Below are 12,763 nucleotides of genomic sequence, written 5' to 3'. Positions count from 1 at the left end.
TGGTCTTAAATTGCTATTAATTAATCATCATCAAGTTGGAGTAACTGTTCATCAATAGTTTGTATCTGCCCCCGCGCAATATCTTCGGCAAGAATTCGCTTTCGTATTGCTTCGTTGAGCGCTCCTTTTTCTGCAAGTAGTAAACGACGGCGAATAGCTTCTAATTTACAGCTATCATCTCTTTTCGCTCCTAACTCGTCTGGACGGCGATTATAAAATTCCCGCAATGCCTTTTCTGCTCCAGCGATTCGCACCTGATAAGCTGAACGCATCTCTTCATAGAGGGATTTTGGTAATACTCCTGACTTTAACAAGCTATCTAATTCATCTTGTGCTGCTTTACCTGTCATCAGTTGAGCTTGCATTTCTTCAACTTGGTGCTGTGCCTCTGAAAATTTAGATAATTTTAAGCGTTTTACTAGCCCAGGCAAACTTAAACCCTGTCCGACTAATGACACCAACACGCAACCAAAGACTAAAGTAATCAGAAATTCTCGACCTGGCAGGGTACTGGGTAAACTCAATACCAGAGCCATCGAAAGTGAACCCTTGATGTTGCCTAAAAAGAGTAAATGTTGCCAGCGCAGAGGAATTGGGCGGTCAAACCAATGAATTGCTGTTAGTAATGGATAGACTGTGAGAATTCTTCCAGCTTGATAAGCTAAAACAGCTAGTAGAATAGCAGGTAAAGTTCTCCAGAGTGTGACTAGGTTTATTTCTACACCAATTAGGAGAAAAATAAAGGTGTTGACAGTAAAACTGGCATATTCCCAAAAACTAAACAAGGTAATGCGATTGGAAGCAGAAGTATTGCGAGACAGTCCAACATTGCCGAAAATTAATCCAGCTACAACTACAGCAACAGCACCTGATACACCGAGAGATTGACCAACTTGAAAGGTTCCTAATGCAACTGCCACTGTTAGTAATAGACTGCCAAGGGGATCATCTAAACGGGAAAATATAGGTATGCTTAAGTAGCCTAAGACTAAACCTACGAGGCAACCTCCTACAGAGATAAATAGTACTTGTTGAATTCCTTCTAGTAAGGTCAGTGAACCTGTGGAATAGACTTGCAAAATCAGGTTAAATGAAACTAGGGCAGCGGCATCGTTAAATAGGGTTTCTCCTTCAACGATCGCAGAAAGCCGAGAAGGTACTTGTATTTCTTTAAATACGGCAATCATGGAAACTGTATCAGTGTTTGCCAGAATTACTCCTACAAATAGAGCAGGTATCCAAGTCAGTCCCAGTCCAAATTTCAACAGCATGGCAATGATTGCACTGGAAAGCACAGCCCCTGGAACGGCTAATATGGCAATGGGTTTAAAGGTGCTGCGTAACCGGCTGATATCGGTATTGATACCAGCGTCAAAGATGAGAATCGGTAGGAAAAGATTCAAAACCAGGGCAGGATCTAACCCGATGGGACGAGATAATAGTTCAGTAATTGGTAAACCTGCTAAAACTAAACCTGTGACGTAGGGGACTCGCAACCGACGAGATACTAAAGCTACACCTGTGGCAACAAGGAGGAGAATAATTGAAATCTTGACTAATTCGGTAATATTCATTTAAATACTGAGAATTTATTTAAATTTTGTAGATAGATGTTGCTAAAGCGGTGATTAGCACTAAATCTCATGTCCGACAAATTAGCTATGATGACCACATCTGTGCCAAAATTGGTTAATATTTGGTTATTATAATTAGCTTTATTTTTGTTATGACTACTGTGCAGAGTACTTTTTCCTTAATTCAGATTGCCCAAGAAACCCGTTTAGCTGCTAGTAAGCTGGGATTGCTTTCAACTGAGGACAAAAATCAAGCTATTGATGCGATCGCTCTGGCTTTAGAATCAGCTAGGGAGGAAATACTCTTAGCTAATGTGGCTGATTGTCAAGCTGCTGTAGCCGCAGGAATCGCTAAACCCCTTTATAAACGGTTGCAGCTGGATGAACATAAGTTACGAGATGCGATCGCAGGTGTGCGAGATGTTGGTAAATTGGAAGATCCTGTAGGTAAGGTGCAAATTCACCGCGAAATTGATTCTGGGTTAATTCTCAAACGCATTACTTGTCCTTTGGGTGTGTTAGGAATCATTTTTGAAGCCCGTCCCGAAGCAGCAATTCAAATTGTCTCTTTAGCCATTAAATCAGGTAACGGTGTAATTCTCAAAGGTGGCAAAGAAGCATTGCGTTCTTGTGAAGCCATCGTTAAAGCTATTAAACAAGGTTTATCTCACACTGCTGTTAATCCCGATGCCGTGCAATTGCTAACAACTAGAGAAGAAATATTAGAACTTTTAAAATTAGATAAATATGTAGATTTAATTATTCCCAGAGGTTCTAATTCTTTCGTTAGATTTGTCCAAGAAAACACTCGCATTCCTGTACTTGGTCATGCAGATGGAATTTGTCATCTTTATGTAGATAAAGCCGCTGATATTAATAAAGCAATTAGTATTACTGTAGATTCTAAAACTCAATATCCTGCGGCTTGTAATGCCATTGAAACTTTATTAGTTCACAGCAGTATTGCTTCAGAATTTCTACCTCTTGTGGCATCAGCTTTAGAAGCACAAAATGTAGAATTAAGAGGTGATCAAAGAACTTTGGCAATTTTACCTCAAATTTCTCTGGCTACAACCACAGATTGGGAAACAGAATACAGCGATTTGATTTTATCAATTAAAATTGTTGATTCTTTAGAAGATGCCATAACTCATATTGATAATTATGGTTCTCGGCACACAGAAGCAATTATTACCGAAGATATAACAACAGCAGAAACATTCCAAGCCTTAGTAAATGCAGCGGGAGTTTATCACAATTGTTCTACTCGTTTTGCTGATGGTTTCCGTTATGGTTTTGGTGCAGAAGTGGGAATTAGCACTCAACAAATGCCACCTCGCGGCCCAGTTGGTTTAGAAGGGTTGATAACTTATAAATATAAAATGTCTGGTGATGGTCATATTGTGGATAGTTACACCGGGGCAAATGCTAAATCATTTACTCATCGTGATTTGGAATAAAATTTAAGAAAATAGCGACGATAAATTTCTAATCCAGCTTTTATCTGTTTAGCCATTACTTATCATCGCTATTAAGGTGTTATTATAAAAAACACCCATTTTATCTGATTAATTATACCTTGGTTTACGATAATAGTTGCAAGTATCTCGCCGAAAAGTATCCTGGTGAATTTGCTAGATGGTTACTATCATCAGAAAGTTCAGATATCCAGGTACTGAAAACAGAACTCAATCTCGATCCCATTCGTGCTGATTCTGTGACATTTTTACAAATTTCTCAGGAAATTCTCCATTTAGAATTTCAAACTACACCAAAATCCAAACCACCACTAGACTTTAGGATGTTGGATTACTATACCAGATTGAAACGTCAATACTGGTGTCCAATTGAGCAGGTAATTATTTTTCTGCAACCTAGCGATTCAGAAATTGTCTTTACTACAGAGTATGTAGATAGGAGAACCAGACACGAGTATCGAGTGATTCGGTTGTGGGAAGAAGATCCTGCACCACTTTTGAGAAATTCTGGTCTTTTACCATTAGCGACATTAGCAAAAACCGATTCACCAAATACTTTGTTAAAGCAAGTCGCAGACCAGTTAGATATGATTGAAGAAAACCAGGAACGAGTAAATATCTCAACCTGTGTCCAGCTTCTAGCTGGTTTGCGGTTTGAAAAGGACGTAATTCGACAACTATTTCGAGAGGAAATTATGCAGGAATCTGTAATTTATCAAGATATTCTCCAAAAAGGAAAGCTGGAAGGTATTAATATCGGTAAACAGGAAGGAAAACAGGAAGGAAAACAGGAAGGAGAGGTGTTGTTAATTCTCCGTTTATTGTCCCGTCGATTTGGTGCGGTTGATGCTGAGACTGAAGAGAGAATTAATCAGTTGTCTACAACTCAATTAGAAAGTTTAGCAGAAGCAATTTTAGATTTTTCTAGTCAAGCTGATGTAATTCGCTGGTTAGAGGATGTCTGAGAAGGGCGATTATAAATCACGGCTACACAAACGAAGTCCACCTGCGTGGACTAAGAAACAATACTGGTTTTCAACCCACGAAGGTGGGTTTTGCCTGTGTAGTTGCGGTTTCTAACCGCCGATTTAATCTTAAATAGGACTTGTGTGTACACCGTAGGGGACTAAGGGGGGTAAGAATGTGATGAAAATTACCGAATACCACTTTTCAAACATCCTCTTAAACTAATGCTTTAAGTAATGCTTGCAGTTTAAGCTGTACCTCAGCAAATTCTTTATCAGGATCAGAACCGGCAACAATACCAGCACCAGCATATAGTCTAGCGTAATTACCATCAATTAATGCCGAACGAATTCCCACAATAAACTCACAATTACCTGAAGCATCTACCCAACCCAAAGGTGCTGCATATAAACCTCTTTCAAAATTTTCGTAATTGCGAATTTCTGCACAAGCAATATCTCTGTCTGCACCTGCAACCGCTGGTGTAGGATGTAATTGTCCGACAATTTTTAAAGGGTGGACGTTAGCAGGAACTACCGCACTAATTGGTGTCCATAAATGCTGAATATTAGATAATTGTCGCAGACGTGGGGAGAGAATTTGCGGAAACAAACCTAGTTGTGATAGACGTTGAGTAATGAAGTCAAGTACTAGTTTATGTTCATGTTTTTCTTTAGTACTATTAATTAATCTATCCGCATTTTCTGCATCTTCTCTAGGAGTTTTACCTCTGGGTGCAGAACCTGCTAAAGCATCAGTAATTAATTGTTGATTTTGAATACTAATTAAGCGTTCTGGACTTGCACCAATAAAATTTTGACCTTTACCATTACTGGTTGAAAAAACATAACAATTAGGATGTAACTGTCGGAGATTATTTAAAGATTTAAATAAATTAAAAGGATTATATGATTTAACATCTAAGGCATCTGCTAAAACAATTTTGATTAAATGATTAGATTTAATTTTTTCTAACGCTGACAATACAGAATATTTAAAATTGTCTGAATTTATAATCTTTTCTTTAATAAATTTAGCTGGAATAATTTCAATATTGGGTTTTGTTAAAGATTGGAGAGATTGAATTTTATTTTTTAATTCCTGTAAGATTGTTTGAATATTAACATCAGCACTAATTACACTGTTCATTACTAAAACACAAGATTCATTTTTGACAGCGACTTGTAATTTAGGTAGAAAAATAGTAGCAGATGGAAAGGGATAATCTACTTGATTATGCTGATCAAAAAAACTGAAGGAACAAAAAAAGTGAGAACCTGCAAAACCTTGAAGAATATTCCCAAAACTAATAATATTTTTCCGACAATTTTTGATAAAATTCTCGGCTTGATCAAATCTTTCTGCACCAGAAATATTTAATTTGGTTATAGAATCAATAGCTGCAATTGCTTCTCCTTTACTTTTATTTTCAAAATAAAAATTTAATGTATTTGCTTGGGCAAATTTATCTAATACAACCAAAGGATCAATTAAGTCAATCTCCAGAGAAATACTCACAATTTGCTGGGTATGATTTTCGCAGCACTTTTCTTGAACTGCTAACAGCAATTGATGTAAATCTTTATAATCTACAAAAAAACGGTTACGACATGGTGAAATTGTCATGGATGTGTAAGTTAATTTTTTTTAAGTTATCTTCCTAAAGTGCAATAAATCATGGTCGTATTTCTATAGGTAACATATTCAGTGACCATTAACCAGCGCCATTTTAGGTTGTTTCTGGGGTTTTCCAGAACTTATCCTGTTTATGACTGCGAAATTGAAAACCAAGTTTTATGACAGTGAGGTAAACCAGTGATCACAAAATTAGCATTTTTTGGGAATTCACCAGCGTTAAATATCTCACAAAACTATAAAATCTAACTTATACAGCGTATAGCAGTTAAAAGGAGGCAAAAATTCAGGAGTCAGGAGAATTGTCAAATCAGGAATTAACAGATTCGAGATGTTAACAAAAATATCAAGCATAATACTCAAAGTGTGATTTTTTTTTCAATTCTTTATTCTGTGTCCTGAATCCTTACAAATAAAGTACAAGATTTAGCTATAACGGTAAATACAAAGCTGGGTTATTGCTGTTCCCTATTTCCTGTTCCCTGCTATAAGTCAATTTCTAGTAATTTAACGCATGAAGATTGATGACTCAAAATCAAATTTCAATTCCCAAAAATAAATTATGGCTGGCGGCGATTAAACCGCCAATGTATAGTGTTGCTATTATGCCTATATGGGTAGGTTCAGCGGTAGCATTTGCAGAAACTAAAGTTTTTAATGGAGTAATATTTGCGGTTTTTATGACTGCGGCGATTTTAATTCTGGCTTGGGAAAATATCAGTAATGATGTTTTTGATGCAGAAACAGGGATTGATCAAAATAAACATCACTCGCTGGTAAATTTGACTGGTAATAAGCGGTTAATGTTTTGGTTAGGAAATTTGTGTTTAGGTTCTGGTTTGTTGGGGATTATTGCGATCGCACTTTTACAACAAGATCCGACTGTAATTGGTATCATTCTGCTATGCTGTGCGTTGGGCTATATGTACCAAGGGCCTCCCTTTCGTCTAGGATACCAGGGTTTAGGCGAAATTCTCTGCTTTTTTGCTTTTGGCCCCTTGGGAATGACAGCAGCATACTACAGTCAAACTCAAACTTGGTCAATTACCAATTTAGCAGCTTCAGTAATTGTCGGTATTGCCACCAGCTTAGTTCTATTTTGTTCACACTTTCACCAAGTTAAGGATGACATAGCCGCCGGCAAAAAATCTCCTATTGTGCGCTTAGGTACAGAAACAGGTGCAAAAGTATTAGTTTGGTTCACTGCTAGTATTTATCCCTTTACTTTGCTGTTTGTGATCTTGAATATTTTCCCTATTTGGACATTACTAAGTTTACTAAGTTTACCATACGCTTACAAATTATGTCGTCACGTCTTAGAGAATCACAACCAACCAGATAAAGTAAATAATTGTAAATTCATCGCTGTCAAAGTTCATTTTCTAAGTTGCTTGTTTTTGGGTATAGGATTTGTAATTAGTTAATGAATTACCAATTTTCTTTTCGTTCCCTTAACCAAAAATTCACTCGTCCTGTAATTACCAATCATGGGATTTGGGAAATCCGCAAAAGCATTATTCTCCGTCTTATTGATATTACAGGTAGGGTGAGTTGGGGGGAAATTTCCCCCATACATTGGTTTGGTTCTGAAACCATAAAACAAGCCTTAGATTTTTGTAGCCAACTACCAAAACAAATAACACGAGAAATAATTTTTTCTATTCCCAATGACTTACCAGCTTGTCAATTTGGTTTTGAATCAGCACTAGAAAATTTAGAGAATACAAAGGAATTTACAACTTACCACAATCTCACCTATAGCGGCTTATTACCAGCAGGGGTAGCAGCTTTAAATCAATGGCAGAATTTATGGGAACAGGGATATAAAACATTTAAATGGAAAATTGGCGTTGATGAAATAGCTACAGAATTAAATATTTTTAATTCACTAATTCAAAGCTTACCTAATTCAGCCAAACTGCGTCTAGATGCTAATGGTGGACTCAGTTATAAAGAAGCTAAATTATGGTTAGAAAATTGCGAAAATCTGCAAACTGAAATTGAATTTATCGAACAACCATTACCTATAAATCAATTTATAGAAATGTTAGAATTAAGTAATTTATATTTTACTAAAATTGCTTTAGATGAATCCGTAGCCACTTTACAACAATTAGAAGATTGTTATAAACAAAGTTGGCGAGGTATTTTTGTGATTAAACCAGGTATAATTGGTTCACCATCACAGTTAAGAAAATTCTGTCAAGAACATGAAATTGATCTAGTTTTTTCATCTGTCTTTGAAACTGAAATTGGTAGACAAGCTGCATTGCAATTAGCAGCAGAATTATCTAGCAATAATCGCGCAGTAGGTTTTGGAATCAACCACTTTTTTACACAACAACCAGAAAACTGGCTTCAAAATCTATGGAACAACCTTTAGACTATTTACAGAAAATTAAAAGTCACGATTGGCTAATTGGTTATGATAGCCAAGAATTTTATCAAATATCAACAGAATTATATTCAGAATTAACTCAATTATCAACAAAAGAAACACTACCCAAAATTATTCTAGCTGAACGTGAACCAGTGCGATTTTTAGCCAGTTTTATCGCTGCTTGTGCTGCTAAATGTCCAGTTTTTCTATGTAACCCTGACTGGAAAAAAAAAGAATGGGAAGAAGTTTTTAATTTAGTCCAACCAGATATAGTTTGGGGACTAGATAATATTAATTTACAACCACCAATTACCAATTACCAATTACCAATTACCAATACTATTATGATTCCTACTGGTGGTTCATCAGGAAAGATTAAATTTGCTATTCATACCTGGGAAACATTAACGGCATCTGTACAAGGATTTACAGAATATTTTCAGTTAAAAACAGTTAATTCTTTTTGTGTATTACCACTATATCATGTTAGTGGTTTAATGCAATTTATGCGAAGTTTTACCACAAGTGGTAAATTGGTTATTACTCCCTTTAAAGAAGTTGAATTTTTTCAAATACCGAATATTAACCCAGCAGAGTTTTTTATATCATTAGTCCCCACTCAGTTACAACGTTTGTTGCAAAATCCCCAATTAACTCAGTGGCTAACTCAATGTCATACAGTACTTTTAGGAGGTGCGCCAGCGTGGGATGAACTTTTAGAGAAAGCGAGGTTTCATCATATTAGATTAGCACCTACTTATGGAATGACAGAAACAGCTTCTCAAATTGCCACACTTAAGCCTGATGATTTTCTAAATGGGAAAGTTAACAATGGAAAAATCCTCCCCCATGCCAAAATAACAATTTGTAATCAAACAGGAAATATCAATATTCAAGCTAAATCTTTAGCTTTAGGTTACTATCCAGAACTTTGGGAAAATCCAGATAATTTGTTAGTAGATGATATTGGTTTTTTAGATTCCCAAGGCTATTTATATATTATCGGACGTAGTAGCGACAAAATAATTACAGGTGGCGAGAATATTTATCCAGCAGAAATTGAATCAGCGATTAGAAAAACCAACTTAGTTATTGATGTTTGTGTAATTGGTATACCTGATAAACATTGGGGACAAGTATTAACAGCTGTTTATATTCCTAAAAACCCGAATACCTCTATTTTAGAAATCCAAACCCAACTCAAAAATCAACTTAGTAAATTCAAAATTCCTAAACATTGGATTTCCCTACCAAACTTACCTAGAAATGGACAAGGGAAAATTAACCGCGAACAACTTAAACAAATTGCTGAGGATTTTCTGGCAACTAATAATTTGGTTTTACCTAGTTTGTAGTATAGCTTTTCAAGCTAAAATGCTTGGTAATTATTCATTTATAGAACTCCTTCATATCCAAAACCACGACTTCTGTAATCCATTTATCATTTATGGACGCAATAAATAAAAGAAGTCGATAGGGATTATTTGAAATTTCAACCCGGTCAACTCAATAAATTATTTAAATTGTTGAGTTGTTTCAATCCCTAATAGGGATTATTTGAAATTTCAACTTGACCCGTTCACTTGTGAAATAGTAGGCATAGGTTTAAGTGTTTCAATCCCTAATAGGGATTATTTGAAATTTCAACAATCGAGTTTTAATCGAACTTGAAAACATGGAGGATGTTTCAATCCCTAATAGGGATTATTTGAAATTTCAACCAGGGATGTTTGTATCTGTAATCGCATAATAATAGTTTCAATCCCTAATAGGGATTATTTGAAATTTCAACTATGACATTCAACAATAAACTCGTCGTGTACCGTTGTTTCAATCCCTAATAGGGATTATTTGAAATTTCAACTACCTTTTTTATAAGTTGGCAGTGGTGGTTGTTTTGGTTTCAATCCCTAATAGGGATTATTTGAAATTTCAACTCCATCCCCATCAAAATCCCCTCCGGGAGAGAAAAAGTTTCAATCCCTAATAGGGATTATTTGAAATTTCAACTCCATCCCCATCAAAATCCCCTCCGGGAGAGAAAAAGTTTCAATCCCTAATAGGGATTATTTGAAATTTCAACGTAAACTAAATAAAAGTTAAAAGGCGATTAAAAATGAACGGTTTCAATCCCTAATAGGGATTATTTGAAATTTCAACATTCTCTCATTTTTTCCCACCTAGGAGAAGTAGAAGAGTTTCAATCCCTAATAGGGATTATTTGAAATTTCAACTCCATCTTTACCATCGCGTCCTGGATTTCCATCTTGTTTCAATCCCTAATAGGGATTATTTGAAATTTCAACATCATTACAAGACGCGTGCGGTTCCGGGGCGACTCAGGTTTCAATCCCTAATAGGGATTATTTGAAATTTCAACTGGGTATTTGGCCGAGACTTCATTTAAGTACTCAACGTTTCAATCCCTAATAGGGATTATTTGAAATTTCAACTTCTCGCGGATGGTTTTTGGAACTGGTGGCAAGTAGTTTCAATCCCTAATAGGGATTATTTGAAATTTCAACTTCAGGGAGAAAAAACGGAAGTTGTTAAAGACTTAACTTTTGTTTCAATCCCTAATAGGGATTATTTGAAATTTCAACGCGAAGTGGAAAAGCCGCAATCTTAACTGAGAATGTTTCAATCCCTAATAGGGATTATTTGAAATTTCAACTCTATTATTTCCTTTAAATCCATAGAGCATCCCTGGTTTCAATCCCTAATAGGGATTATTTGAAATTTCAACCTCTATTCTATTATCGGTAGCATTTTACTGAATAGTTTCAATCCCTAATAGGGATTATTTGAAATTTCAACGATGGTTAAGTTTGCCACGATTTCTGGATTAAAGTTTCAATCCCTAATAGGGATTATTTGAAATTTCAACCAGGAATTTATAAATATTCTCTATTATTGCAACGTTTCAATCCCTAATAGGGATTATTTGAAATTTCAACGGCGACAAACTAATAGCACCTATAATTGAGGGTGGTTTCAATCCCTAATAGGGATTATTTGAAATTTCAACAGTAAGCGTTACTGGGTATTTCGTTTATATACCTTGTTTCAATCCCTAATAGGGATTATTTGAAATTTCAACCGATGATGATATCATGGCTATCATGAAGTCTAAAAGTTTCAATCCCTAATAGGGATTATTTGAAATTTCAACAAACCAAGGCTGGAATGCTCCTGCAAGTACAAATATATGTTTCAATCCCTAATAGGGATTATTTGAAATTTCAACAAACTCAATAGCTGAATCATCGTCGGGTTCAGCAAGGCTGTTTCAATCCCTAATAGGGATTATTTGAAATTTCAACAAACTTTTGCTTCAGGCGGTGTAAGTGCTGGAAGTAGTGTTTCAATCCCTAATAGGGATTATTTGAAATTTCAACAAACCTTGGATGACAATCAGGAAATTATTCTCACTAAGCAACAATCCCTAATAGGGATTATTTGAAATTTCAACAAACCGACTTCGCCTCCTAATCTTGAGCCTTGACCTTGCCAATCCCTAATAGGGATTATTTGAAATTTCAACAAACTAAAACATCAAACCTTGGAGAGATGGCAGCCTTCAGACCAACCCAATCCCTAATAGGGATTATTTGAAATTTCAACAAACGAAGACGAAGTAAGGCTGGTCATGGCGCTACAATTTACAGACCAACCCAATCCCTAATAGGGATTATTTGAAATTTCAACAAACAGTGGGCGGCTGAAAACCTATATATATGTAGTTTTCAAGGTGCGGTTGCGCGAGCCGTTTCATCATAGTCCATTTCAGAAATTCTGTCAAGGATGGAAATAGCTGAAAGCCTTGCTGTGTAAGGTGCGCGGATGAGTGAACCAGATAAAAGTCTGGAAAACCTTGTCTAGACGAGATTTCAGCCATTTTCTGCTGACTGAGATTTTTTACACCCACCCGTCCGCGCATGAGGCGAAGAAAACAGCAAGCGCCAAGGAAGTAAAAGGAGATGATTAAATTATCTCTTCCCGTGACTTTCTTCTCTCTGCGCCCTCTGCGTCTCTGCGGTTCGTTTCCAACCAAGACATCATCTCATTTGGTAATTCTTGCTTAGTTCTACTACTTGCATTAATACAAACGTGCCTAGTAATTGCCTTAGCAACTATTACTTCATCTACCGTAATTTCATAGGTAATGTCAAATTTGTCCGTACTTATTTTTTGTGGTATTAAACTAATTATTAACTTATCACCGCAATACACTGGGCGCAAAAAATCTACATTTGCATGAACAATAGGAAAAGCTACAGAAGGATGAGTAAAAAAAGTTTTGATATTTATACCAAAGCTTCCTAGAGATTCCTCGTAAGCCTCATGACAGATACTTAAGGTATTAGCAAAATACACCACTCCCGCAGCGTCAGTATCTTGAAATCTGACAGTTCTTTGATAGGTGAAAATCATCTTGTTAAAATTTCTAAATTAAATACAAAAAACAGGTAAGGGACTTCCCGATAAAAAATGTACAAAAAATTTTTGTGATGCGGGACGAAAAGCCCGCAAATTATCAAAGACGAGCAGGATGCCTATCCTACAAGATTGAATAATTTATTTTCTGGTGTTGCCTAAAATATCTGCTCTATGAAATCATTTTAATACACTAAGCAGTATTAAGGTAAGTTGATAGTTAGGGAATCGGGAACAATTACCCGCCATAACTAGTAGGACTTACGCAAGATTAAACTCAAAACCTGATTCTT

The 12,763-nt window shown here is 36.0% G+C and carries 8 protein-coding genes and 1 CRISPR repeat array; of the genes, 5 read left to right on the top strand and 3 right to left on the bottom strand.

The genetic code is table 11. The annotated features are described in order from the left end of the window. Window positions 1-20: 20 nt before the first annotated feature. The gene (locus AC012T_RS25595; protein ID WP_487061987.1) at window positions 21-1,574 is read right to left on the bottom strand and encodes a cation:proton antiporter; all 1,554 of its coding nucleotides are present in this window, start codon (window positions 1,572-1,574) and stop codon (window positions 21-23) included. A 152-nt stretch (window positions 1,575-1,726) separates the two neighbouring features. Between AC012T_RS25595 and AC012T_RS25590 the strand changes: the two genes are divergently transcribed. Further along, window positions 1,727-3,034: a glutamate-5-semialdehyde dehydrogenase gene (locus AC012T_RS25590; RefSeq protein ID WP_487061985.1), complete on the top strand. Its 1,308-nt coding sequence runs from the start codon at window positions 1,727-1,729 to the stop codon at window positions 3,032-3,034. A 119-nt stretch (window positions 3,035-3,153) separates the two neighbouring features. Then, complete coding sequence (locus tag AC012T_RS25585; protein WP_487061983.1) at window positions 3,154-4,017, top strand: Rpn family recombination-promoting nuclease/putative transposase; 864 nt, start codon at window positions 3,154-3,156, stop codon at window positions 4,015-4,017. A gap of 217 nt (window positions 4,018-4,234) precedes the next feature. On the opposite strand, the gene AC012T_RS25580 is transcribed toward AC012T_RS25585, so the two are convergent. Beyond that, window positions 4,235-5,644, bottom strand: coding sequence for an isochorismate synthase (locus AC012T_RS25580; RefSeq protein WP_487061981.1), 1,410 nt, complete (start codon window positions 5,642-5,644; stop codon window positions 4,235-4,237). 533 nt (window positions 5,645-6,177) lie between these two features. On the opposite strand from AC012T_RS25580, the gene menA reads away from it, so the two are divergent. From menA to AC012T_RS25565, 3 genes are read left to right on the top strand one after another with little or no spacing between them, the layout of a single operon-like run. Then, on the top strand, window positions 6,178-7,077 hold the full coding sequence (gene menA / locus AC012T_RS25575; RefSeq protein WP_487061979.1) for a 2-carboxy-1,4-naphthoquinone phytyltransferase: 900 nt from the start codon (window positions 6,178-6,180) through the stop codon (window positions 7,075-7,077). After that, a complete protein-coding gene (locus AC012T_RS25570) occupies window positions 7,077-8,036 on the top strand; it encodes an o-succinylbenzoate synthase (RefSeq protein ID WP_487061977.1) in 960 nt (319 codons plus the stop codon). Before menA ends, AC012T_RS25570 begins: the two co-directional genes overlap by 1 nt. Next, window positions 8,021-9,388 carry a 2-succinylbenzoate--CoA ligase gene (locus AC012T_RS25565; protein WP_487061975.1) on the top strand — a complete coding sequence of 456 codons (1,368 nt, stop codon included), beginning with the start codon at window positions 8,021-8,023 and terminating at the stop codon, window positions 9,386-9,388. Before AC012T_RS25570 ends, AC012T_RS25565 begins: the two co-directional genes overlap by 16 nt. A gap of 178 nt (window positions 9,389-9,566) precedes the next feature. Beyond that, window positions 9,567-11,741: direct repeats of the CRISPR family, unit length 37 nt; unit sequence GTTTCAATCCCTAATAGGGATTATTTGAAATTTCAAC. A gap of 276 nt (window positions 11,742-12,017) precedes the next feature. Here AC012T_RS25565 and AC012T_RS25560 read toward each other — a convergent pair. Beyond that, the gene (locus tag AC012T_RS25560) at window positions 12,018-12,467 is read right to left on the bottom strand and encodes an acyl-CoA thioesterase (RefSeq protein WP_487061974.1); all 450 of its coding nucleotides are present in this window, start codon (window positions 12,465-12,467) and stop codon (window positions 12,018-12,020) included. Between the last annotated feature and the right edge of the window lie 296 nt (window positions 12,468-12,763).

Source organism: Anabaena sp. EIM26 (assembly GCF_057568715.1).
This window is presented reverse-complemented; position numbering and strand designations above follow the sequence as displayed.

Bases quoted from the DNA above. Each gene is read 5' to 3' on its own strand.
- AC012T_RS25595 (WP_487061987.1), bottom strand. From the start codon at position 1,574: ATGAATATTACCGAATTAGTCAAGATTTCAATTATTCTCCTCCTTGTT.
- AC012T_RS25590 (WP_487061985.1), top strand. From the start codon at position 1,727: ATGACTACTGTGCAGAGTACTTTTTCCTTAATTCAGATTGCCCAAGAA.
- AC012T_RS25580 (WP_487061981.1), bottom strand. From the start codon at position 5,644: ATGACAATTTCACCATGTCGTAACCGTTTTTTTGTAGATTATAAAGAT.
- menA (WP_487061979.1), top strand. From the start codon at position 6,178: ATGACTCAAAATCAAATTTCAATTCCCAAAAATAAATTATGGCTGGCG.
- AC012T_RS25570 (WP_487061977.1), top strand. From the start codon at position 7,077: ATGAATTACCAATTTTCTTTTCGTTCCCTTAACCAAAAATTCACTCGT.
- AC012T_RS25565 (WP_487061975.1), top strand. From the start codon at position 8,021: ATGGAACAACCTTTAGACTATTTACAGAAAATTAAAAGTCACGATTGG.
- AC012T_RS25560 (WP_487061974.1), bottom strand. From the start codon at position 12,467: ATGATTTTCACCTATCAAAGAACTGTCAGATTTCAAGATACTGACGCT.